Source organism: Actinoplanes sp. L3-i22, from assembly GCF_019704555.1.
Classification (GTDB): Bacteria; Actinomycetota; Actinomycetes; order Mycobacteriales; family Micromonosporaceae; genus Actinoplanes.
Map to the genome: position 1 here is coordinate 4,847,094 of NZ_AP024745.1, position 21,275 is coordinate 4,868,368.

Sequence of the window (21,275 nt, forward strand, 5' to 3'; positions counted from 1 at the left end):
TTTTTCACCCTCATCGGGAAATACCCTGAGCCTTATTGCCCCGATCTGGGGTGCCCGCGAACGGTCGGGACAGAGGCTCTCATGGCGCTGATCATGGTCACTTCGCTGTTCGCGTTGATCCTGTCGTGGGTTTCCTGGCGATATCTGCGGCACCGTGACCCACTGCTGCGCGACGTGATCTGGATGTTCGCGTCGGTCGCGATGCTGTTCGTGGTCGGACTGGTCCGAGTGTTCGTGGGCGCGCCGTCCCGGTCGGTGATGATCCTGGCCATCGGGTTGCTGCTGGCGAAACCGGTGTTCACGTTGCGGCTGGTCAGCCGGTTACGTCCGTTGGCCGCCTGGGGTCTGCCGACCGCGGTGGCGGTCTGGGTGCTGAGCGCCCTGCCGGTGCTGGCCTCGTCGACGCGGCCGGTGCCGCGCCCGGCGGTCTGGCCGGCGGTGATCGTGTTCTTCGCCGTGGAGGGCGCCGCGGCGTGGCTGCTGATCGCCGAGGCCCGGCGGCGCGGTGGCGCGGCGCGCGGCCGGCTGTGGTGTGCGGCCGCCGGGACCGGGGTGTTCGGCGCGGCGCTGCCGCTGTCCGCCACCGGTGCCGTGGCGGGATCACAGGTGCTCGCCGCGATCTCCGGGGTGCTGTATCTGATGGCCTTCGTGCCGCCGCACGGGCTGCGCCGGCTACGGGCCAAGAGCGCCACCCACGCGCCGATGCACCGGTTGCTGGCGGTGCCGGCCAACGCGCCGGCCCGAACCTGGGAAAGCTACTTCCGGGACGCCGGCGCGGTGCTCGGCGCGGACGCGGTGGTGGTCCTGATGCCGGCCGCGGATCACCGCGTGCAGGTGCTGGGTTGCCCCGGCGCACCCGGCAGCGCGATCGAGTGCACGGCGGCAGACCTGCACGAGCTGCTGGCCGCCGGCGGCGTGATCGACGCGCTGGCCGGATGGACCCGTCCACCGGCCTCGGCGGTGACGCTGGCCCAGGCCAGCGGCACCCGCTTCGTCACCGCGGCACCGGTCGAGGCGCCCGGCGGCCGAGGCGTGCTGCTGCTGCTCAACCGCTATCGCAGTCTGTTCGCCGAGGACGACGTGGAGGCCTTCGCCGAACTCGCCGGACACGCCGCGGCGCTGGCTGCCCGGGCGCAGACCCTGGCCGAACGCGAGCACCTCGCGGTGATCGTCGAATCGTCACACGACGCGATCATCGGCAAGACCCTCGACGGCGAGATCACCAGCTGGAACGCCGGGGCCGAGCAGCTCTACGGCTACCGGCGCGAGGAGGTGATCGGCCGGCACGCGTCGGTGCTGTTCCCGCCCGGAGAGGAGCAGGTCGAGACCCAGCTGATGCGGCGCATCATCGGCGGCGAGATCATCGACCAGCACCGGATGGCCCGCTGCCGCAAGGACGGGGCCGTCATCACCGTGTCGCTGACCCTGTCGCCGATCACCGGCGCTGACGGCGGGATCGTCGGGGTGGCGTCGATCTCGCGGGACATCAGCGAACGTCAGCGCGCCGACGCGATGTTCGAAGGACTGCTGGAGGCCGCCCCGGACGCGATCATCGGGGTCACCCGCGACGGCACCATCACGCTGATCAACGCGCAGGCCGAGCGCTTGTTCGGCTATTCGCGCGAGGAGCTGCTGGGCCGATCCGTCGACATCCTGGTGCCCGAACGACTGCGTGGCGATCATGTTCGGCACCGGGACAGCTACTTCGCGCACCCGCGGCACCGGCCGATGGGCGACGGTGCCGCGCTGACCGCGGTCCGCAAGGACGGCACCGAATTCCCGGCCGAGATCAGCCTCGCCGCGGTCGACACCGACCGGGGCATGATCGTGACCACCGCGATCCGGGACGTCAGCGACCGCCTGATCGCCCAGTCGGAACGGGAACGGCTGATCGCCCAGGCCGAACGCGACGCCGGCGAACGCCGCCTGCAGCACGCCCGCCGGCTGGAGAGCCTCGGCGAACTCGCCGGCGGCGTGGCGCACGACTTCAACAACATCCTCGCCGTGATCAGCAACTACACCGAGATGGTCCTGGAGACCCTGCACGATCTCACCGCGGACCCGGCCGAGCTGGCCGAGATCCGCAACGACCTCGGCCAGGTGAGCCGGGCCGCCGACCGGGCCGCCCGGCTGACCAAGCAGCTGCTGGCCTTCGGCCGGCGCGACATCACCCAGGCCACGGTGCTGAGTCTCAACCACGTCATCGGGGACGTGGAACAGATGCTGCGCCGTTCCCTCGGCGAGCACATCCACCTGATCACCAGCCTGGACCGGCAGCTGTGGCCGGTGCACGCCGACGCCAGCCAACTCGAACAGATCCTGCTCAACCTGGCCGTCAACGCGCGCGACGCGATGCCCGGCGGCGGCACCCTGTCGATCGACACCAGCAACGCCGACATCGCCGAGGACGACAGCACCGGCGGGGCGTTCTCCCCGGGCCGGTACGTGCGCCTGCGGGTCAGCGACACCGGCAGCGGCATGCCGCCCGAGGTCATCGAACGGGCCTTCGAGCCGTTCTACACCACCAAACCGAAAGGCTCGGGCACCGGACTGGGACTTGCCACCGTGTACGGCATCGCCACCGCCGCGGGCGGCGACGTGCGGCTGTACTCCGAGGCGGGCATCGGCACCACCGTCACCGTCATCCTGCCCGCCGTCGAGTCCGCCATCGACGCGAGCTCGGCACCGGCAGTCGTGCCGGCCACCGCGACGGGTCCGGTCGCGTCGCCCTACGAGACCATCCTCATGGTCGAGGACGAGGACGACCTGCGGCAGATCACCGCGCGCATCCTGACCCGGGCCGGCTTTCGCATCCTCGCCGCGGCCGGTGGCGCCGAGGCGATCCACCTCGCGCACACCCATGCCGGGCCGATCCACCTGCTCCTCACCGACGTGATCATGCCCAGGATGATGGGGAACGAGGTCGCCGAGCGGGTCGAACAACGCCGGCCGGGGATCCCGGTGCTCTACATGTCCGGCTATGCCGAGCCCGTCCTCACCGAGAACGGCACCCTGCCCGACGGCGTCACCATCGTGGAGAAGCCATTCACCAGCCGCGAGCTGCTCGACCGGATCCGCTCGGTCCTGCACCCGGTAGCCGGCGTGCCGGCCGAGTTGCCGCTCGCGCCGCACCCCGCGTCCAACCAGCCCAGCGCTGATTTCGGCCCGGCAACGCCGAGACCGTCCAGATGACGTCTCCGAGGAGAGTTCGCGGCGTCAGGCGGTGGCGCCGGGCCGCAGCAGCACCTTGGTCCAGCCGGCCTCGCGCTGGTCGAACTTGGCATAGCCGTCGGCGGCCGCGGTGAGCGGGAGCTCGTGGGAGACCAGGAACGACGGTTGGGCGCGGCCGGTGATGATCAGGTCGCGCAGGTGCCGGTTGTAGCGCATCACCGGGCACTGACCGGTGCCCATCCGCTGGCCCTTGGTGAAGAACGTGCCGTAGTCGAACGCGACCCGGCCGTTCTTGGCCTGCTCGCTCTGGGCGCCCGGGTCCTGCGGCACGTAGACGCCGACGACCCCGATGCCGCCGGTCGAGCGGACCACCTTGACCAGATTGTCCAGCACCAGCTCCGGGTGCTCCGCACCGGACGGATCGTGCGCCTGATACCCGACGGCTTCGACGCCGCAGTCGGTGCCGCGGCCGCCGGTGGCGTCCAGGATCTGCTCGACCGGGTCGCCTCTGGAGAAGTCCACCGGGGTCGCGCCGATCTTGCCGGCCAGGTCGAGGCGGTCGCGTTCCTTGTCCACGACGTACACCTCGGACGCGCCGCGGATCATCGCGCTGTGCGCGGCGAGCAGGCCGACCGGGCCGGCGCCGAAGACCGCGACCCGGTCACCGGGCTGCATGCCGGCCAGCTCGGTGCCGTGCCAGCCGGTCGGGAAGATGTCCGACAGCATGGTGAAATCGTTCTCGTGCTCGGTGCCGGCGGGCAGTTCGAGCAGATTTCATCGTTTTGCTCTTGGCCATGATTCCGCCGATACCCACGGCCGGCCTGGTCATGCCGTTTTGGGGTGTGCGTGCGGGGAAATGGCACCGGTATCCCGGCCGTATCGCCTGAAGGGGGCCAAGAACGTCATGACCGAACCGGAGCACGTGGGCAGCGCCGACGGTGGCAGCACCGAGCAGCACATCCAGGGGCTGGAGGAGACCGGCACGTTTCTCACCGACGAATCGCCCGGCTCTACGCCCGCGAACGGCAGCAGCAACGCCGGCATCAACCAGACCAGCGCCAACCGCGCCGTCTCTGACCGCGACCCGGAGGAGATGCCGAAGAGTTGACGCTCGGCGGCAGTGGATCCGGTCGGCTGCCGGCTCCTTGAGGAGGCATAGGGTGCCCTGGCGAGGTGGCCGGGTCATCGGCTCAGGCGATGTGGAGGTGTGGAGACGATGCGGACGTTGACCGTGCTGGTGGTCGATGACGACGACGCGGACACGCTGATGATCGTGGAAGCCCTGCAGACCGCGACGGTGCCACCGATTGTGCACCGGGCCGTCGACGGCCAGGAAGCGCTCGACTTCCTGCGCCGGCGCGGCCCGTTCGCCGAGGCTGTGCGCCCCGATCTGGTACTGCTGGACCTGAACATGCCCCGGGTAAGCGGGCACGAGGTCCTCGCCGAGGTGAAAAGCGATCCCGAACTCCGGGCGATTCCGGTGGTGGTGCTCACCACCTCCGACGCCGCGGCGGACATTATCGGCAGCTACGGCGAGCACGCCAATGCCTACGTCAACAAGCCGATGGACCTCGATTCGTTCGAGGCCGTCGTGCAGACGATCAACGACTTCTACAGCGAGGTCGCCGTGCTGCCCGACTGACGGGGCGGCAGGTGCCCGGACGGCACCTGCCCACAAGCTGTGCGCGACGACTTCAGCCCAGCGGATCGCTGCTGACCGGCGTCGCCCGCGCGGGCCACGCCGGGCGCGGCGTGCTCACCGGTCCCCGGCTGAGGGACAGCTCAGTCGGTGAGAGTCCGCGCGGGTGGGTTGTCGCGGGCCGTACCGGCCTTGAACCGGAACGTCTTGTGGGTGCCGTCGCGGAACGGCTTATCGGCGGATTTGCCGCATCGGCACAGTGCGATGGTGCCGCGTGCCGGGTCGATCGGCTCGCCGTCGGGGGTGCGCAGCTCGAAGTCGCCGCGGACGATCAGCGGACCGTCCTCGTACGGGACGATGGTCGAGGTCATGGCCGCCTGAATTACCGTTTCGCGCCGCCGCAAACGGGAATTCGCCCGGCCATGAAACTGCCGTCACCACGAGGATCGCTGTCCGAACGCCTGATCGACATTCTGGGCGGCGGTGCCGGGGACCTGCGCGCGGAGCCCGACGGCGAGGACGATCTGCAGCTGTCGCTGTTCATCTGTTACGAGCTTGCGTATCGAGGCTGGGACGGCGTGGCTGACGAATGGGAGTGGCATCCGGCGTTGCTGGGCCTGCGCGCCGCCCTGGAGGACCGCTTCGCGCAGCGCCTGGGTCGCCCGGAGCCGGCCGATCCGCAGACCGTGCCGGCCGCGCTCGCGGCGATCGTGGCCGCCGACGACGGGCCCTCGCTCTCCGGGTACCTGCGCGGACGGTCCACCCATGAGCAGTTCCGTGAGTTCGTCATGCACCGGTCGGTGTATCACCTGCGCGAGGCCGACCCGCACACCTGGGCCATCCCGCGGCTGGCCGGCCGGGCCAAGGCGGCACTGATCGAGATCCAGATCGACGAGTACGGCGGTGGGGTCACCGGGCGCATGCACCAGGAGCTGTTCAAGCAGACGATGACCTGGTTCGGCCTCGACCTGACGTACGGCGCGTACGTGGACCGGGTGCCCGCGGCGACGCTGGCGGTCAACAATCTGATGTCGTACTTCGGGATGCATCGGGCCCGCCGGGGCGCGATTCTCGGGCACCTGACCGCCTACGAGATGACCTCGTCGTTGCCGAACCGGGCGTACGGCAACGGTCTGCGCCGGCTCGGCGGGGACGCGAAGGCGACGGCGTTCTACGACGAACACGTCGAGGCTGACGCGGTGCACGAGCAGATCGCCGCCCACGACCTGTGCGGTACGTTCGCCCAAGCCGAACCGGAGCTGGCCGGCCAGGTGCTGTGGGGTGCCCGGTGCGCGCTCGCCATCGACAACCTGTGGGCGACGGGCGTGCTCGACGCCTGGGCCGAGGGCCGGTCCTCGCTGCGCGAGTGAGCTCTCAGGTCTGCTGCGTGGTTGCCACAGGCGTACCGTTCGTGCAGCTCACTGACATGGTGAGCAGCGATTTTCCGTGTTTGAAGGTCACTGTGGGCGCTGGGGCCGGGCCGGGTTCGACGGCCTGCACCTTGTAGGGCGGGGCTGCTTTCCAGGACAGGATCTGCGCGGTTGCCGGGCTGGGGCAGATGGCACGCAGGGTGCCGGCAACCGTCGACAGCGTTCGCTCGGTGGCCCCGGTGGCCGGGGGCTTCGGGGTGGTGGCAGGTTCGGCAGGTATCGCGGGCTGGGAGCGGGTCCGTGTCGCGTTCGGCGGTGCGGGCGCGGCGCCTTTGGTCCGATCCGGGCCCCGTCCGGCCGTGGACGAGGCGGCCAGGGCTGGGGGAGCTTCCGCAGCCGAGGGCTTGTCCCGGGCCGTGTCGGTTGGCTGGTTCAGCAGGAGCAATCCGGCGGCGCCGGCGAGGATCACCAGCGCCGCGATGGTCAGCGTCCGGCGTGCGGCCTTTGGGGAGTCCGGGTTCACCGGTGGAGGATCTTGCGACCGGCGGATCAGGACGGTGGGGTCCGCGTCGTGATGCGCCGGTGCCGGTGCGTGGGGCTCGTCGGTCACCACGCGCATCCCGGCGCCCTGCGCCAGCACCTCGGCGGTCTCCTGCGCCCTCGGGCGTATCGCCGGGTCCTTGGCCAGGCAGCGATTGCACAGCCCGATGACGTAGTCGGGCACGCCCGGCATGGGCGGCAGCGGGGCCGGCTCGACGTAGAGGTGCGCCTCCAGCATCTGCCTGGTGTCGTCGCTGGACCAGGGGGAGTGGCCGCACAGCAGCAGGTAGAGCACGACGCCGAGGGCGTACAGGTCGGACTCTGGTTGCACGGCGTCGCCGGTCAGCCGCTCGGGCGCCACGTAGGCTGCGGTGCCCAGGACCTCGGCGTCCAGCTCGCCGGAACCACCTGGCGAGACGACCGCGGCGATGCCGAAGTCGACCACCTTGGCGCCGGTCGGGGCCAGCATCACATTGGCCGGCTTGATGTCGCGGTGGACCAGCCCCTCGGCGTGCGCGGCGGCCAGGGCCGCGGCTATCTCCGCGCACACCCGCATGGCGAACCGCGGGGGCACCGGGCCGGCCGAGAGCCTTCGCAGCAGCGTTCCACCGGGGACGAGCTCCATCACGACGTACGGGAAAATCTGGTTTGCCGTTCTTATTTCGCCGTAGTCGTAGACCTGGGCGATGTTGGGGTGTGCGAGGGCCGCGGCGGCTCGGGCCTCGTGTCCGATCCGGTCGCGCGCCCGCCGATCGCCCGCGCCTGCGGGAGCCACCAGTTTGACCGCGACGGCACGGGCCAGCACGTGATCGTGGGCCTGCCAGACGACCGCCATGCCGCCGGCGCCGATCGGGGTCAGCAGCCGGTAGCGGCCACCGAGCAGCAGGCCGGGGTGGGCCGGCCCGAGGTCACCGTCGACAGTGGGTGATCCGCTCATCCCGGAAGTGTGCCCTGCCTCAAGCGCATCCGCAGTCCGACGGCTGCGGCCTGACGCGCTCGCGACGGTGGCCGAATAGCGGAGACGGAGCGAGGCAGAGCGCTTGCGGTCCTTCGCGTCAGGTGACTTCGGCTTCCACACCCGATGGGCCGCCAGAGGTAGCTATGTGCCGGGAATTCCGGCGTCAACGGTGTTCTCGGTGCGCCGCTGCGCGCAGGTGTCGCGGGAGACGCTCACCGGCCGCCGCGGTCGAGGAACCAGGTCGACCGGTCCTGCGGCACGACCCCGGCCCAGCGCAGCGCGGCCAGGTCGAGATCGTTGAGGTAGCTGACGTCCCCGTCGGCCCGGACGAGCTCCTTCATCGCCCGAAACGCGAGATCAGCGGCGATGAACTCGCGATCGTCGCCCCGGATGGTGCGGCCGGCCAGCAGCTTCTGCGCCACCTGGTCGGCGAGCAGGACCATCCGATGCTCGTCCTCGACGTCCCTGCGGTGAGCGGCCGCGACACGCCCGGCCGCCCGCGCGGCCGCGTCGGCCATCAGCCCCACCATCCAGGGCGGCGGTTCCTGCGTCAGCGACTTCCACGCCCTGGCCTGGGCGACGGTGACCGGCGTCGTGACACCGGCGGCCCGCATGGCACCCGCCACCAGATTGACCTTGAGACCCAGCGTCGCCGCGACCGCGACCGGGCACAACGCACGGTCGGCCCGCTTCTCCGGCGAGAGCGGCTTCCTGGCCATCCCGGCCTCCGTTCTTGAGCTGCCCCTCATACCGACGCAGGCCAGGCGTCGTCAGGAGAACGTGTCCACGATAGTCAGCAGCTCCTCGAACAGCACCTGTGGTGGTGGCTCAGGCGATGCAGGCCGCGGTGGCTACCGGGGTGAGGCTGAGCGCCGGCCGACCCTGACCGATCTCCACAGCGATCCGGCTCCGATCGGTCTTTGCCGGCAGCACGAGTTCGAAGGTGACCCGGCCGTCGTGGACGGGTGCGGTCAGGCATGGTCACGACAGAATGGGGGACGGACTCGTCATCGTGACCGGAGGAGGCGCACATGGGAACCGTCGGCACGCCGGAGGAACTGCTCGCGCGGATGCGGCGACGCGTCAGCGAGGCGCGCGAGCACATCACCGCGATCACCGAGGGCAAGACCGAAGGGCAAGAGCTACTGCATCGGTACGACGATGCCCGCGCCCTGCTCTCCGACGGCGGCGAGCTGGCCAAACACGTACAGCAGCTGCACCCGTCCGCCGCCATGCGCGACGCCGCCCGGGCCGCCGCCCACGAGCTTCGTGCCGCCGAGCTGGCCGTGCGCCTCGACGCCGACGTGTTCCGCGCGCTGCGGACCGTCGAGACCGACGACCCGGTCACCCGCCACTATCTCGACCGCACGCTGCGCGACCTGCGCCGATACGGCCTGGCCGCCGACCAGGCGACCCGCGCGCGGGTCCACGACCTGCAGCTGCGCATGCTCGGCCTGGAACAGGACTTCGAGACCGCCATCCGCGACGACCACCGCGAGGCCGCGTTCCCGCCGCCGGCGCTGGCCGGGCTACCGGCCGACTACCTGGACGCACGGCCGCCGGCCGAGGACGGCCTCGTCCACCTCACCATGGCCTACCCGGACTACTTGCCGGTGCAGCGCTACTGCCACGACGCCGGCGTGCGCGAGACGATGTGGCGGCAGTTCCAGCAGCGCGGCGGCCCGGCGAACGCCACCATCCTGCGCGATCTGCTCACCTGCCGGGCCGAGCTGGCCGGCCTGCTCGGTTACGCCGACTACGCCGACCTGGCCGCCTCGGACAAGATGATCGGCACCGGGGCCGCGATCGGCACGTTCCTCGCCGAGATCGAGGAGGCCACCGCCGCGGGCGCGGCCGCGGACCGGGAGCGGCTGCTGGCCCGCAAACGGGCCGACGACCCGGGTGCCACCGATCTGGACCCGTGGGACCTCACCTACCTGGCCGAACAGGTCCGGGCCGAGGACTTCGGCTCGGACAGCCGCGAGCTGCGGGCATATTTCGCCTTCGACCGGGTCAAGGCCGGCATCATCGATCTTCTTCAAACCCTTTTCGACGTACGTTTTGTCGCCGTGCCCGACGTCTCGGTGTGGCACCCCGACGTGGAAACCTACGACGTGTCGGACGCCGGTGGCCCGATCGGACGAGTGCACCTGGATCTGCATCCGCGCCCGGACAAGTACACGCACGCGGCCATCTTCGCGATGGACTCCGGCAAAGCCGGCGAGCGTCTGCCCGAGTGCACCCTGGTCGGCAACTTCCCGCAGCCCGGCGCGGCGCCGGCGTTGATGCTGCCGTCCGAGGTGCGCACGTTCCTGCACGAGTTCGGCCACGTCCTGCACTACCTGCTGGCCGGGCGCGGCGAGTTCGCCGGGCTGAACGGGCTGAGCGTGGAGTGGGACTTCGTGGAGACCCCGTCGCAGATGCTCGAGGAGTGGCTGGCCGACGCGCCCACCCTGGCCGCCTTCGCCGTGCACCACGAGACCGGCGAGCCACTGCCGGCCGACGAGGTGGACCGGATGCGCGCGGCGGCGGAGTTCGGCCGGGCGCTGGACACCAGGCGGCAACTGTTCCTCGCCACGCTGAGCCTCGGCCTGCACACCTCGAAACTCTCCCCGGAGCAGATCGAGCAGGCCGCGGCCGAGCGCATGCTGCCCTACCCGATGCCCGCCGACGTGTTCTCGTACGTGAGCTTCCTGCACCTCTCCTGGTACTCGGCCCTGTACTACACGTACCAGTGGTCGCTGGTGATCGCGAAGGACCTGTTCACCGCGTTCACCACCGAAGGCATCCGAAACCCGCAGGTGGCCCGCCGCTATCGCGACCGTGTGCTGGCCCGCGGCTCGTCAGCCCCCGCAGCCGACCTGGTCGCGGACTTCCTCGGCCGCCCGTACAACTCGGCGGCGTACCGGGAATGGCTTTCTTGAATCGATTCTCAGTCGGAGCGATATGCCTCGAGCCAGGCGTCGATGTCCTGCACCATCGGCTGCTGACCCGGCCCAGGGAAACGCCCGCGAGGTATCCGGCGAGCAACGAACCGACGGCTGTGATGACGACAAGCATGATCGATCACCTCCGTACCGAATTGATGGTGGTCGGCGGGGTGGTTCCACCGGATTCAGGCTGACTACCCCGCCGCCGAGCACGATGGTTGCCCCTCGTTCGGGGCACCCGCAATGGCGATACGCGAGAAAATCACTCCAGAACTTGGCATTTGCCAAGATCCTGCGGTATTCCTTTCAAATTGGCCGGCCCGGCAGTCCACAGACGCCAGGTTCTGGCTGGCCAGCATGGGAGGAAGGGCTGGACACGTGCCCAGTAGAGCAACCGGCTCCACCGTGCCCCGCCGTCAGCTCGGCCGGCTTCTCCGCGAGTACCGCGAGCGCGCCGGAATATCGATGTTGGACGCCTACACGTTCCTGGATTGGTCCTATCAGCGGCTGTGGCGGATCGAGACCGGCACCCCCGGCGTGACGATCCGCCCGGTCGAGATCGAGGCGTTGGCCCGCTTCTACAACGTCCCGCCGGACGAGGCCGAGGTCCTGCGCAACCTGGCCTCAGCGGCGAAGGCCGAGGGCTGGTGGCAGAACTACAGCGGCACAGTCATGAAATGGTCCGAGCTCTTCTTCAGCATGGAGGCCGGCGCCTCGATGCTGCGACAGTTCGAGTCGATGATCATCCCTGGTCTGCTTCAGGCTCCCGCCTACGTGGAGGCGGTGGTCCGTGCCGACCGACCGAGGGTCTCGGCGGACAAGATGCAGGCACGGATCAAGGTCAAGCAGCAGCGACAGCGGATTCTGTCCCGATCATTCCCCGCGCCGCCCGAGTGCGAATTCATCATCTCCGAGGCGATGCTGCTGGGGGAGTTGGAGACCCCGGGAGCGATGCAGCAGCAGCTCTGGCATCTCCTGAAGGCAAACGAGTTGGCGCACGTATCGGTGCGAGTGCTACCAATTTCGGTGGGCGTTCATCCTGGATCCGTCGCAGGCGCCTTCACCATCTTGACGTTCCCGCCACTGGCCGGTGGGAAGCAGGGCGAACCCGCCACGGTCTACTCCGAGAACCTGACTGGGGCCATCTATCTCGATCAGGAAGATGAGTTGCAGGTCTATGAGGAGACGTGGGCGTCGCTGACCGAACTCGCGGTCAGCAAGGAAGATTCAACTAAGCTCATCACTACGCTACTGCAGAGCCTAGGGGAGCAACGATCGTGACCAACCACGACTTGAGCGGCGCTGTCTGGCACAAGAGCACGCGATCCGGCGGTGGCCAGAACTGCGTCGAGGTCGCCGACAATCTCCCGCAGGTCGTCGCGGTCCGTGACACCAAGAACCGGGACGCCGGCCCACTCCTCTTCACTCGCGGCGAGTGGACAGCGTTCCTGACCGGAGTCAAGAGCGGCGAGTTCGACCTACCCGCCTGATCGCCGGAGCATCGAGAAGCCCAGCCCCGGCGACCGGGCTTCTCGTGCTGGAGCAGCCGCGGATGAGCGCTACGACGAACCACACGCCTGGCCGCGTGCCCAATCCCAGTGACCCAGGTTCCTAGGAAGATCGGGAAGCTGTGCCGGCGAGCGCAGGTTGTTGAGGGGCCGCCGCAAGAGGCGGTGGACGGTGCGAATGCCGTCCGTCCCGACTCGGGCTGTTCAGGGCGGCGGGATCCGGGGTGGCGGAGCAGGCGACGAACAGGCCCAGGACGAAGCCGATCAGTACGCACAGCGCGGCCAGCCTGGCCAATGCGGAGAGGTCGGCCCAGACCTTCATCGGGCACCTCGCGGGGGGCGGTGACAGCGTCTAACCTGGCACATAGCGACGCCTTTCTTGGCCGACGAGCCGTAGGTGTCTCGGCTGGGCCGATGTAACGGCATCGGCCCAGCGCGGCGATTGCCGGGCGGTGACGCGCCCCCGCTCCTCGAGACGAGCGGCGACTTCACTCTTTCGAACGATCGGAGATGTGCCCGACAACTCGATGGTGGCGTGTAAGTTGGCAATTGCCAACCCGGCAATGCCAGGTTGGCGTTGCCAGTGTTCGTGCCATCTGAAACGACCAACTGGCTGCTGCCGCAACGCAGCAGCGCCCCACGGAGGTGAGCGCATGCCTGGTGATCCCGGGCCGATGGTTCGCCGACGGCAACTCAGCGCACTCCTGCGCCACTACCGACTCGCCGCGGGCATGTCGGTCAAGGAAGTCGCTGATCAGCTATTCGAGGCGTCCTCGAAGATCACCCGTATCGAAAAAGGGCAACGCCTGGCGACGGTGCGCGACATCGTGGACCTTTGCCGGATCTACGACCTGTCGGACGAGATCCGGGACCGGCTGACAGAGCTCGCCAAGGGCAGCCGGGAACGACAGTGGTGGCAACGGTCGGACCTCAGCCCCCCGTTGCAGATCTTGATCGGAATGGAGGGGTCGGCCAAGTCGATTCTTGAATACGAACTTACGTATTTCCCTGGGCTCCTGCAGACGCCGGACTACGCTGACGCGGTTCTGCGTTCGTGGACGACCGACCCTGACAAGCGCAGCGAATTCGTCGCGGTCCGGATGAGACGGCAGGCGATCTTCGAGTCACCTGATCCGCCGGACGTGCAGACGATTGTGGACGAGGCTGTGGTCCGCCGGATGGTCGGTGGCCCACAGATCATGCGGGAGCAGCTGGCGCACATCATCGAACGGGTTTCCAGCGGGTGCTGTGACCTACGGGTCATGCCCTTCAGTGCGGGGTCTTACCAGGGGCTGCACAATGGATTCACGGTCCTCAGCTTCGGCAACTTCGCCGATCTTCCCGGCGAAACTCTCATCCCTGGCGTCGTCTATCTGGAACTGAGCGACGAGGCGAGGTATTTGGATGCGAGTGACGACGTCGCCTACCACGTGTCCCGGTTCGAGAAGATGCGGGCGCAGGCACTCACCACGGAAGAATCCATCGACCTACTCCGGACTGCGGCCGCAGACATCTGAGGCCGAGCTCGAAACAACTTTTTTGGAGAATGACATGCAGCAGGTGCAATCGGTCAGTGTTGACTGGCACACCTCGACGTTCTGCGCCGCCGAAAACTGCGTCGAGGTGGCCGTTATCGGCGACTCGATCGCGGTCCGGGACTCGAAGAACCCGGCCGGTGCTGTTCAGATGTACTCCCGCGACGAGTGGAGCGCCTTTGTCGAGGGCATCACGATCGGCGACTTCGACTTCTCGGCCTGACGGCAGCACGAACGCTCCCAAGCCGATCAGCGGGGCCGGCCCGTGATGGGCCGGCCCCGCTGAAACCATGATGACGGCTCAGCGCGGCTACTCGTAGTCGCACTGTGGGTTGGGCCGGGACGTCATCTCGATGATGTCGTTGAGTCGGTCGCGGGCGATGATCAGCTCGGCGATCTGGTTGTTGATCCGGTCCCGTTCCGCGGCCAGCCGTTCCCGGGACTCGGGCGTGCTCACCTTGGCGTCCACGCACGGCAGCAGCTCCGCGATCGTCTTGCTGGACAGCCCCGCCCCGTACAACTGCTGGATCAGCTGCACGCGGCTGACCGCCGTGTCCCGGTAGCGCCGCTGCCCGCTCTCGCTCCGGGTCGAGGCCAGCAGGCCCTGCTCCTCGTAGTACCGCAGGGCCCGCACACTCACCTGCGTCCTGGTCGCCAGGTCCCCGATGCGCACAGTGATCCACCTCGCAATACTTGCCTCTGACGTCAGCGTGAGGTTTTACCGTAGCGGTATGCAGATCAACGGTACAAAAGCACTCGTGACCGGCGCCAACCGTGGCCTCGGCAAGGCCTTCGCCGAGGCGCTCCTCGCCCGCGGCGCCACCACGGTCTACGCCACCGCCCGCCGGCCCGAGCTGATCGACATCCCCGGCGTCGTCCCGCTGCGGCTGGATCTGACCGATCCGGCGTCGATCGAGGCCGCGGCGGCCGAGGTCGGCGAGCTCGACATCCTGATCAACAACGCCGGCATCTCCACCGACGCCCCGCTGCTCGGCGCGTCCACCGACAACATCCGCCGCGAGTTCGACACCAACTTCTGGGGCACCCTGGCCGTCACCCGGGCCTTCGCGCCGCGCCTGGCCGGCGGCGCCATCCTCAACGTGATCTCGGCGCTGAGCTGGTACGCCTTCGCCCCGTCCAGCAACGGCTACGCCGCCTCGAAGGCCGCGGAGTGGTCGCTGACCAACGGCATCCGGCTCGAGCTGGCCGACCAGAAGACCCAGGTCGTGGCCCTGGCCCTGGCGATCGCCGACACCGACATGATGGCCGGCTACGACATCCCGAAGCTGCCGCCGCACGCTGTGGTCGCGCAGGCCCTGGACGGCCTGGAAGCCGGCAAGATCGAGGTGATCGCCGACACCCCCACCGCCAACGTGAAGGCGTCCCTGTCCCGCGACCCGGCCCTGTTCTACGCCGACATCCCCGGCGCCCTCTTCGGCTGACCGCGGGCCGCGGTGAACGGGCCGGCCCTGACAACTACCTGACATCCGTTGATCAGGCTGGTCGGCATGCGGAAAACGAAGGTGGAGCCGCCGGCCCGCGGTGGCCGGTCGGAAGCGACCGCGGTCCTGGAGATCCAGAACGCCACCCGTCGCTACGGCCCGGACGTGACCGCGCTGCGCGACGTCTCGCTGCGGATCGACGCGGGCGAGTTCGTCGCCATTCTCGGGCCGTCCGGGTCGGGCAAGTCCACCCTGCTCAACATCATGGGCACGCTGGACCGGCCGACCGAGGGGCAGGTGCGCCTCGGCGGGCACGAGGTCACCGCGATGTCCGACCGGCAGGTGTCCGCGCTGCGGGCCCGATGGCTGGGCTTCGTGTTCCAGCAGTTCCACCTGACCGACGGGCTGACCGCGACCGAGAACGTCGCGACCGGCCTGCTCTACGCCGGCGTGCCCCGCCGGCACCGCCGGGGCCTGGCGCTGGCCGCGCTGGAGCGGGTCGGCCTGGCGCATCGGGCCGGGCACCGTCCGCAGCAGCTCTCCGGCGGTGAGCGGCAGCGGGTGGCGATCGCCCGCGCCCTGGTCAACCGGCCGGCCCTGGTGCTGGCCGACGAGCCGACCGGCGCACTCGACGTGGCCACCGGCGCGGCGGTGCTCGACATGCTCACCGAGCTGAACCGCGCCGGGACCACGATCGCGCTGATCACCCACGACCGCGACATCGCGGCCCGGCTGCCCCGGCAGATCCGCATCCTGGACGGCCGCCTGGTAGCCGACTCGGCCGCGGCCGCCCGGCCATGACGACACCCTGTTCCCCGCCGAGCCGCCCGCACTCCGATGACCGGCAATCAAGATCAAAATCAAGACCGGCTTGCGGTACGGACGTGAGCGCGCGCCCGTCACCGGGTGAAGCGGGGCGCCCGGCTCACCGCCGTACCATCGCAAGCGCGGACCGCAACCACCCTCGGCCTGGACGCAAGCGCGGGTTTTGATGTTGGGCCAGACCGCCCCGGGGCAGGTCAGTGATGGAAGCCTTTGCCGTCGTGCCCGGCCGGTCCGGGTTGGGCGTGCAGCTCGGGCAGCAGCCGGCGCAGGTCGTCGAGGAGCAGGTCGGCGAGGTCGTGGGTGAATCCGTTCCGGATCACGATGCGCAGGACGCTGAGATCGGTACGGTCGGCGGGGAAGGTGTAGGCCGGCACCAGCCACCCGCGTTCGCGCAGGCGGCGCGACACGTCGAAGACGTCGAAGGCGGTGACGTCGTCGGCGGTGGTGAACGCGAACGCGGGGACCTGGTCGCCGCGGCTGACGAGCCGGAAAGCGCCGGTCGCCTCGATCTCCGCGGCCAGGTTCATGGCGATGTCGCGGGAAGCCTGCTGGACGGCACGGAAACCGGAGCGGCCGAGCCGGAAGAACGTGTAGTACTGGGCGATGACCTCGGCTCCGGGGCGGGAGAAGTTCAGGGCGAAGGTGGGCATCTCGCCGCCGAGATAGCTGACCCGGAAGACCAGTTCCTCGGGCAGACAGGCCCGGGAGCGCCAGAGAACCCAGCCGACGCCGGGGTAGACCAGGCCGTACTTGTGGCCGGAGGTGTTGATCGAGGCGACCCGGTCCAGGCGGAAGTCCCAGTCGAGCTCGGGGTCGAGAAACGGGGCGATCATCGCTCCGGAGGCGCCGTCGACGTGGACCGGAACATCCCAGCCGGTGCGCTCCTGCAACCGGTCCAGCGCGGCGCAGATCTCGGCGACCGGCTCGTAGCTGCCGTCGAAGGTGGAGCCGAGCACGGCGACCACGCCGATGGTGTTCTCGTCGCACAAGGCCGCGGCCTGCTCGGCGCCCAGCTGCAACCGGTCGCCCTCGACCGGCACCATGCGCGGCTCGACCTCCCAGTAGTTGCCGAATTTCTCCCAGCAGACCTGCACGTTGGCACCCATGACCAGGTTCGGCCGGGCTGTCGAGCCGCTCGGCTGCCGGGCGGTCCAGCGTCGTTTCAACGCGATCCCGGCGAGCATGGCCGCCTCACTGGATCCGGTGGTGGAGCAGCCGATCACGTCGTCGGGATCCGGCGCGTGCCAGAGGTCGGCCAGGATGTTCACGCAGCGCCGTTCGAACTCGGCGGTCTGCGGGTACTCATCTTTGTCGATCATGTTCTTGTCGGCGCACTCGGCCATCAGCAGGTCGGCCTGTGGTTCCATCCAGGTCGTGACGAACGTCGCCAGGTTCAGCCGGGACCGGCCGTCGAGCATCAGCTCGTCGTGCACCAGTTGCCACGCCGTGTCGGCCGGGACGGGCTCGTCGGCGAGCGCGTGCAGTGGTGCGGCGACCTGCCGGGCGACTCCGGGATTGGCGATCGTGGCCAGCGGATTGCCGTCGCGTGCGGCGGGACGCTTGGCCAGCTTTTTGCCGGAGTGCAATGCCATTGTCTCCACCTTTCCGGGCCACCGGGGATCTCGCCGGTCGCCGCGGTCCCGAGTTCGCCGCGCGGCAGTGCGCCGGAGCGGATGCCATCCTGGCGGCAGGCGGATGGCCAGGGCGTTCGTTCCGGCCGGACATCGGCAGAGCGGTGCTGATCCCGATCACGGTGAACGCCTCCTCCGATGCCGAACTTACGGTGTGCCGATGTGAGAACGATGAAAACCGCGGACGTACGCCGTCCCGGGGCCGACCCGGTGCGCTCGGTTCAGCCGCTGCCGGGGGTCGCGAACTGGACGCTCGGTCTGCCGCTCATGTAGTCGGCGACGGTGTTCCACACCGCCGGGTTCACGACGGTGTGGCTCATCTGCCGGGTGGTGTTCGGCCAATCGGGGTCGGCCAGGTATCCGGCGACGACGATCGAGGTGGTGCCGAGGATCAGCGCGGCGGTCCGCTGGTTGTCGGTGGTGCCGGTCTTGCCGAACACCGGATGCCCGACGGCGTCGTGGGCCTGGGGCGCGGTGCCGCTGCCGTCGCAGCTGCCCAGTTGGGCGGTGTCGCCGACCGGGCAGCGGGCGGCGTCCAGCGCGGCGCGTGCCACGTCGGGCGTGGTGGCCTGCCGGCAGGCCGGCTCGCCGACGGGCAGGATGCCGCCGTCGGCCGTTTCGATTCTGGAGACGGGCGTCGGAGCGCAGTATCGGCCGTCGGCGGCCAGGGTCGCGTAGGCACCGGCCAGATCCAGCGGCGTGGACGCGGAGACCCCGAGGGTGAACGCCCCCCACTGGGCGGCGGCCCGCGGGTTGTCCGCGATCGCGGCGTCGCCGGGCGCCCGGAACCGGATGCCGAATCGCCGGGCGGCGGCCACGACGTTCGCCGCGCCCACCCGCTCCTCGAGCGGGACGAAGTAGGTGTTGACCGAGTGGCCGAAACCGGACCACATGTCGTAGACCCCGGCCTCGCTCTCGCCGGCGTTGCCGGGGCAGTAGAAGTGGGTGCCCGCACACGCGGCCGGATCGCCCGGATCGATCGGGTAGTGCGTGCGGGCCCGGGTGCCGGCGACGATCGTGGTCGTCAGCGGCAACCCGGCCTCGAGCGCGGCGACCATGGTGAACAGTTTGAACGTCGAGCCGGCCTGGTAGCCGGCGACGCCGCCACCACCGGTGATGATCGGGTTGACGGTGTCGGGATAGGTGCCGCGCTGCCCGTGGGCACGCTTGGCCGGGTCGGACGACAGCCGGTTGACCGGGTGGGCCGGGTCGTCGACCGCGAATCGCCGGTTTGCCGCGAGTGCCAGCACCCGTCCGGTGCCGGGCTGGACCGCGGCCAGCATCAACGCCTCCCGGTCGTGGTCGGAGACCTGCTCGCGGATTCTGCGGTACGCCGACGCGGTGGCGTCCACGTCCATGGTGGTGGTGATCCGGTAGCCGCCGTTGAGCAGTTGCTGCTCGCGTTGGAAGGCGGTCGCGCCGAAGGCCGGCTGGCTGTCCCACCACCGGCGGAAGTAGTCGCAGAAGAAGCCCCACTGGTTCGACGGCACGCTCAGACAGCCGTTCCCGACGCCGGCGACGTGGCGCGGGATCGGCTCGGCGAGCGCCGCGCTGGCCTGCGCCGGGGTGATCATGCCGGTCCGCGCCATCGCGTCGACGACGTACCGGCGTCGTTGCACGGCCTGCGGGTAGCCGGCCGCGGTGGTCGGGTCGAGGCCGCTGGGGGCCTTCACCATCGCGGCGAGCAGGGCGGCCGCACCGATGGTGAGGCGCTTCGGGCTCGTCCGGAAGTAGATGCGGCTGGCCGCGTCGATGCCGTAGGCGTTGTTGCCGAACGGGGCGAGGTTCAGGTACCGGTCCAGGATCTCGCTCTTGGTGAGCTGTTTCTCCAGCTGCTCCGCGTACGCCATCTCGCTGACCTTGCGACCGAGGGTGTCCTGGCCGGCGTCGAGAACCTGCTGCGGTGTCGGCGCCGCGGCAACTCGGACCATGCGGACGTACTGCATCGTCAACGTGGACGCGCCCTGCCGTTGCCCGCCCTTGCCGTTGTCCACGAAAGCGCGGATCACACCCCGGAGGTCGACGCCGTGATGGTGATAGAAGTTCCGGTCCTCAGCGGCGACGATGGCGTTCCGCATATTCTGCGAAATGTCGGCGAGTGGGACATCGGTGCGGAACTGGTTGTAGAAGACCGCCACTGGAGTCGTGCCGTCGGCGGCATAGATCCGGCTCGCCTGCGGCGCTCTGAAGGTCAGGACATAGCCGGGCAGGCCCTTGCCGGCCTCGTCCACCGGGGAGGCGAGCCGAGGTGACATCGCTGCCAGCGGAAACAACACCGCGGCGAGCAACAGGCCGACCAGGCCACCGCAAAGGATCAGGGCGCCCGCCCGGCCGGCGAAGCCGCGGCCACTGCTGCGCATCCCGGCATGCACCGATCCAGCGTACGGCGCATCCTTGTCCCGGCAATCGTTCGATCACTGCTCCCGGGACCGGGGAGTACCCGATGTGGACGTGGGGCCGGCGGCCCGGGTCCGGTAGCTGACGGGCGGTAGGAAAGGCCCGTCCGGTGCACGCAGGATGGGCACATGGGTGGAGTCGCGATCGTGACCGGTGCATCCTCGGGCATCGGTGCTGCGACCAGTCGGCTACTGCACGAGCGGGGTTTCCGGGTCTACGCGGCCGGCCGCCGGCTGGACCGGATGGCCCCGCTCGCGGCGCTCGGCGTCACCACGGTCCGGGCCGACGTCACCGAGGAGGCCGGCCTGGTGGCGCTGGTCGATCGGGTGGTCACCGAGTCGCAGCGCATCGACGTGCTGGTCAACAACGCCGGGTACGGCTCGTTCGGGGCGCTGGAGGACGTGCCGCAGGCCGAGGCCAGGCGGCAGTTCGAGGTCAACGTCTTCGGCGCGGCGCGGTTGTGTCAGCTGGTCCTGCCGCACCTGCGGGCGCAGGGGGCCGGGCGGATCATCAATGTCTCCTCGGTCGGCGCGCGGATGTATCAGCCGCTGGGCGGGTGGTACCACGCGACGAAGTGCGCGCTGGAGGGTCTCAGCGACTGTCTGCGGGTCGAGGTCGCACCGCTGGGCATCGACGTGGTGATGATCGAGCCCGGGGCCATCGACACCGAGTTCGCCAAGGTCGCCGGGGAACGGCTGCTGCGGGTCTCCGGCACCGGCGCCTATGCCGGCTACGCCCGTCGTTATGCGGCGGCGTTGGCCTCGGAGCCCAGGGGGATCTCGTCGCCGGCGGTCGTCGCCCGCGCGATCGTCCGGGCGGCCACGGTCCGGCGGCCGCGCACCCGCTACGCGGTCGGGCGTGGCGCGAGAGCCGCCCTGGTCGCGCGCTGGCTGCTGCCCGATCGTGCCTACGACCGGCTGCTGGTCGGATTCTTCTCGACGATGGTCAACGCTTCGGCGCGCGCGGCGAAACGGTCATGACCTGGTATCGCGCGCCGGATCGGGCGCGAGAGACCGGGGCGCCGGGGGACCGGCAATCGGGTGGAACGCCGAACGGCGGCCCGACTGAAACAGTCGAGCCGCCGTTCAGAACACGTCGATCAGAGCGGGCGGATGTTCTCCGCCTGCAGGCCCTTCTGGCCCTGGGTGACGTCGAACTCCACCTTCTGGTTCTCGTCGAGGCTACGGAAGCCGCTCGACGCGATCGCGGAGAAGTGGGCGAAGACGTCGGCGCTGCCGTCGTCCGGCGTGATGAAGCCGAAACCCTTGTCGGCGTTGAACCACTTCACGGTACCTGTAACCATGTCTGCTCCTTCGCAGGCCGCAGAGG

Annotated in this window: 20 protein-coding genes; 12 read left to right on the top strand and 8 right to left on the bottom strand. The window is 69.5% G+C overall.

Annotated elements, in window-relative coordinates:
* Window positions 1-81: 81 nt before the first annotated feature.
* Window positions 82-3,192: a PAS domain-containing hybrid sensor histidine kinase/response regulator gene (locus L3i22_RS21530; RefSeq protein ID WP_255658471.1), complete on the top strand. Its 3,111-nt coding sequence runs from the start codon at window positions 82-84 to the stop codon at window positions 3,190-3,192.
* Window positions 3,193-3,216: 24 nt separating this feature from the next.
* Here the strand turns inward: L3i22_RS21530 and L3i22_RS21535 are convergent, their stop codons facing one another.
* Window positions 3,217-3,897, bottom strand: a complete 681-nt coding sequence (locus L3i22_RS21535) for a zinc-binding dehydrogenase (RefSeq protein WP_255658472.1) — start codon at window positions 3,895-3,897, stop codon at window positions 3,217-3,219.
* On the opposite strand from L3i22_RS21535, the gene L3i22_RS53600 reads away from it, so the two are divergent.
* Together L3i22_RS53600 and L3i22_RS21545 are read left to right on the top strand one after the other, a co-directional pair.
* Window positions 3,896-4,279, top strand: coding sequence for a hypothetical protein (locus L3i22_RS53600; RefSeq protein ID WP_255658473.1), 384 nt, complete (start codon window positions 3,896-3,898; stop codon window positions 4,277-4,279). The two genes, L3i22_RS21535 and L3i22_RS53600, sit on opposite strands and share 2 nt — an antisense overlap.
* A 108-nt stretch (window positions 4,280-4,387) precedes the next feature.
* The gene (locus tag L3i22_RS21545) at window positions 4,388-4,813 is read left to right on the top strand and encodes a response regulator (protein WP_221328752.1); all 426 of its coding nucleotides are present in this window, start codon (window positions 4,388-4,390) and stop codon (window positions 4,811-4,813) included.
* Between the two features lie 140 nt (window positions 4,814-4,953).
* Here L3i22_RS21545 and L3i22_RS21550 read toward each other — a convergent pair whose 3' ends face one another.
* On the bottom strand, window positions 4,954-5,181 hold the full coding sequence (locus tag L3i22_RS21550) for a CDGSH iron-sulfur domain-containing protein (protein WP_221328753.1): 228 nt from the start codon (window positions 5,179-5,181) through the stop codon (window positions 4,954-4,956).
* A gap of 51 nt (window positions 5,182-5,232) precedes the next feature.
* Here L3i22_RS21550 and L3i22_RS21555 point away from each other — a divergent pair, with 51 nt between their 5' ends.
* The gene (locus L3i22_RS21555; RefSeq protein WP_221328754.1) at window positions 5,233-6,180 is read left to right on the top strand and encodes an iron-containing redox enzyme family protein; all 948 of its coding nucleotides are present in this window, start codon (window positions 5,233-5,235) and stop codon (window positions 6,178-6,180) included.
* A 4-nt stretch (window positions 6,181-6,184) separates the two neighbouring features.
* Here L3i22_RS21555 and L3i22_RS54385 read toward each other — a convergent pair whose 3' ends face one another.
* Window positions 6,185-7,657, bottom strand: coding sequence for a serine/threonine-protein kinase (locus L3i22_RS54385; protein WP_221328755.1), 1,473 nt, complete (start codon window positions 7,655-7,657; stop codon window positions 6,185-6,187).
* Between the two features lie 233 nt (window positions 7,658-7,890).
* Entirely contained in the window at window positions 7,891-8,397 is a 507-nt protein-coding gene (locus L3i22_RS21565) for a hypothetical protein (protein ID WP_221328756.1), read from the bottom strand.
* Between the two features lie 312 nt (window positions 8,398-8,709).
* Here L3i22_RS21565 and L3i22_RS21570 point away from each other — a divergent pair, with 312 nt between their 5' ends.
* The 5 genes from L3i22_RS21570 (at window position 8,710) to L3i22_RS21590 (ending at window position 13,874) form a co-directional block, all read left to right on the top strand.
* Entirely contained in the window at window positions 8,710-10,602 is a 1,893-nt protein-coding gene (locus L3i22_RS21570) for a M3 family metallopeptidase (protein WP_221328757.1), read from the top strand.
* A 363-nt stretch (window positions 10,603-10,965) separates the two neighbouring features.
* The gene (locus L3i22_RS21575; RefSeq protein ID WP_255658698.1) at window positions 10,966-11,889 is read left to right on the top strand and encodes a helix-turn-helix transcriptional regulator; all 924 of its coding nucleotides are present in this window, start codon (window positions 10,966-10,968) and stop codon (window positions 11,887-11,889) included.
* Window positions 11,886-12,098, top strand: coding sequence for a DUF397 domain-containing protein (locus L3i22_RS21580; protein WP_221328759.1), 213 nt, complete (start codon window positions 11,886-11,888; stop codon window positions 12,096-12,098). The genes L3i22_RS21575 and L3i22_RS21580 overlap by 4 nt, the downstream gene beginning before the upstream one ends.
* Before the next feature lie 671 nt (window positions 12,099-12,769).
* Window positions 12,770-13,633 (top strand): helix-turn-helix transcriptional regulator, encoded by an 864-nt coding sequence (locus tag L3i22_RS21585; RefSeq protein ID WP_221328760.1) that lies wholly within the window; start codon window positions 12,770-12,772, stop codon window positions 13,631-13,633.
* 34 nt (window positions 13,634-13,667) lie between these two features.
* Complete coding sequence (locus L3i22_RS21590; RefSeq protein ID WP_221328761.1) at window positions 13,668-13,874, top strand: DUF397 domain-containing protein; 207 nt, start codon at window positions 13,668-13,670, stop codon at window positions 13,872-13,874.
* An 87-nt stretch (window positions 13,875-13,961) separates the two neighbouring features.
* Here L3i22_RS21590 and L3i22_RS21595 read toward each other — a convergent pair whose 3' ends face one another.
* Window positions 13,962-14,324 carry a MerR family transcriptional regulator gene (locus L3i22_RS21595; RefSeq protein ID WP_221328762.1) on the bottom strand — a complete coding sequence of 121 codons (363 nt, stop codon included), beginning with the start codon at window positions 14,322-14,324 and terminating at the stop codon, window positions 13,962-13,964.
* Between the two features lie 58 nt (window positions 14,325-14,382).
* On the opposite strand from L3i22_RS21595, the gene L3i22_RS21600 reads away from it, so the two are divergent.
* Together L3i22_RS21600 and L3i22_RS21605 are read left to right on the top strand one after the other, a co-directional pair.
* On the top strand, window positions 14,383-15,093 hold the full coding sequence (locus L3i22_RS21600; RefSeq protein ID WP_221328763.1) for an SDR family oxidoreductase: 711 nt from the start codon (window positions 14,383-14,385) through the stop codon (window positions 15,091-15,093).
* A 66-nt stretch (window positions 15,094-15,159) separates the two neighbouring features.
* Window positions 15,160-15,894 carry an ABC transporter ATP-binding protein gene (locus L3i22_RS21605; RefSeq protein WP_221328764.1) on the top strand — a complete coding sequence of 245 codons (735 nt, stop codon included), beginning with the start codon at window positions 15,160-15,162 and terminating at the stop codon, window positions 15,892-15,894.
* Window positions 15,895-16,112: 218 nt separating this feature from the next.
* Here L3i22_RS21605 and L3i22_RS21610 read toward each other — a convergent pair whose 3' ends face one another.
* Window positions 16,113-17,510: a glutamate decarboxylase gene (locus L3i22_RS21610; protein WP_221328765.1), complete on the bottom strand. Its 1,398-nt coding sequence runs from the start codon at window positions 17,508-17,510 to the stop codon at window positions 16,113-16,115.
* Window positions 17,511-17,770: 260 nt separating this feature from the next.
* A complete protein-coding gene (locus tag L3i22_RS21615) occupies window positions 17,771-19,921 on the bottom strand; it encodes a transglycosylase domain-containing protein (RefSeq protein ID WP_255658474.1) in 2,151 nt (716 codons plus the stop codon).
* A 153-nt stretch (window positions 19,922-20,074) separates the two neighbouring features.
* Here L3i22_RS21615 and L3i22_RS21620 point away from each other — a divergent pair, with 153 nt between their 5' ends.
* Window positions 20,075-20,926 carry an oxidoreductase gene (locus L3i22_RS21620; protein WP_221328766.1) on the top strand — a complete coding sequence of 284 codons (852 nt, stop codon included), beginning with the start codon at window positions 20,075-20,077 and terminating at the stop codon, window positions 20,924-20,926.
* Window positions 20,927-21,045: 119 nt separating this feature from the next.
* Here the strand turns inward: L3i22_RS21620 and L3i22_RS21625 are convergent, their stop codons facing one another.
* Complete coding sequence (locus L3i22_RS21625) at window positions 21,046-21,249, bottom strand: cold-shock protein (protein WP_221328767.1); 204 nt, start codon at window positions 21,247-21,249, stop codon at window positions 21,046-21,048.
* Window positions 21,250-21,275 lie beyond the last annotated feature (26 nt).

Bases quoted from the DNA above. Each gene is read 5' to 3' on its own strand.
- L3i22_RS21620 (WP_221328766.1), top strand. From the start codon at position 20,075: ATGGGTGGAGTCGCGATCGTGACCGGTGCATCCTCGGGCATCGGTGCT.
- L3i22_RS21590 (WP_221328761.1), top strand. From the start codon at position 13,668: ATGCAGCAGGTGCAATCGGTCAGTGTTGACTGGCACACCTCGACGTTC.
- L3i22_RS21565 (WP_221328756.1), bottom strand. From the start codon at position 8,397: ATGGCCAGGAAGCCGCTCTCGCCGGAGAAGCGGGCCGACCGTGCGTTG.
- L3i22_RS21555 (WP_221328754.1), top strand. From the start codon at position 5,233: ATGAAACTGCCGTCACCACGAGGATCGCTGTCCGAACGCCTGATCGAC.
- L3i22_RS21535 (WP_255658472.1), bottom strand. From the start codon at position 3,897: ATGCTGTCGGACATCTTCCCGACCGGCTGGCACGGCACCGAGCTGGCC.
- L3i22_RS21575 (WP_255658698.1), top strand. From the start codon at position 10,966: ATGGGAGGAAGGGCTGGACACGTGCCCAGTAGAGCAACCGGCTCCACC.
- L3i22_RS21530 (WP_255658471.1), top strand. From the start codon at position 82: ATGGCGCTGATCATGGTCACTTCGCTGTTCGCGTTGATCCTGTCGTGG.
- L3i22_RS21610 (WP_221328765.1), bottom strand. From the start codon at position 17,510: ATGGCATTGCACTCCGGCAAAAAGCTGGCCAAGCGTCCCGCCGCACGC.
- L3i22_RS21570 (WP_221328757.1), top strand. From the start codon at position 8,710: ATGGGAACCGTCGGCACGCCGGAGGAACTGCTCGCGCGGATGCGGCGA.
- L3i22_RS21545 (WP_221328752.1), top strand. From the start codon at position 4,388: ATGCGGACGTTGACCGTGCTGGTGGTCGATGACGACGACGCGGACACG.
- L3i22_RS21550 (WP_221328753.1), bottom strand. From the start codon at position 5,181: ATGACCTCGACCATCGTCCCGTACGAGGACGGTCCGCTGATCGTCCGC.
- L3i22_RS53600 (WP_255658473.1), top strand. From the start codon at position 3,896: ATGGTGAAATCGTTCTCGTGCTCGGTGCCGGCGGGCAGTTCGAGCAGA.
- L3i22_RS21585 (WP_221328760.1), top strand. From the start codon at position 12,770: ATGCCTGGTGATCCCGGGCCGATGGTTCGCCGACGGCAACTCAGCGCA.
- L3i22_RS21605 (WP_221328764.1), top strand. From the start codon at position 15,160: ATGCGGAAAACGAAGGTGGAGCCGCCGGCCCGCGGTGGCCGGTCGGAA.
- L3i22_RS21600 (WP_221328763.1), top strand. From the start codon at position 14,383: ATGCAGATCAACGGTACAAAAGCACTCGTGACCGGCGCCAACCGTGGC.
- L3i22_RS21625 (WP_221328767.1), bottom strand. From the start codon at position 21,249: ATGGTTACAGGTACCGTGAAGTGGTTCAACGCCGACAAGGGTTTCGGC.
- L3i22_RS54385 (WP_221328755.1), bottom strand. From the start codon at position 7,657: ATGAGCGGATCACCCACTGTCGACGGTGACCTCGGGCCGGCCCACCCC.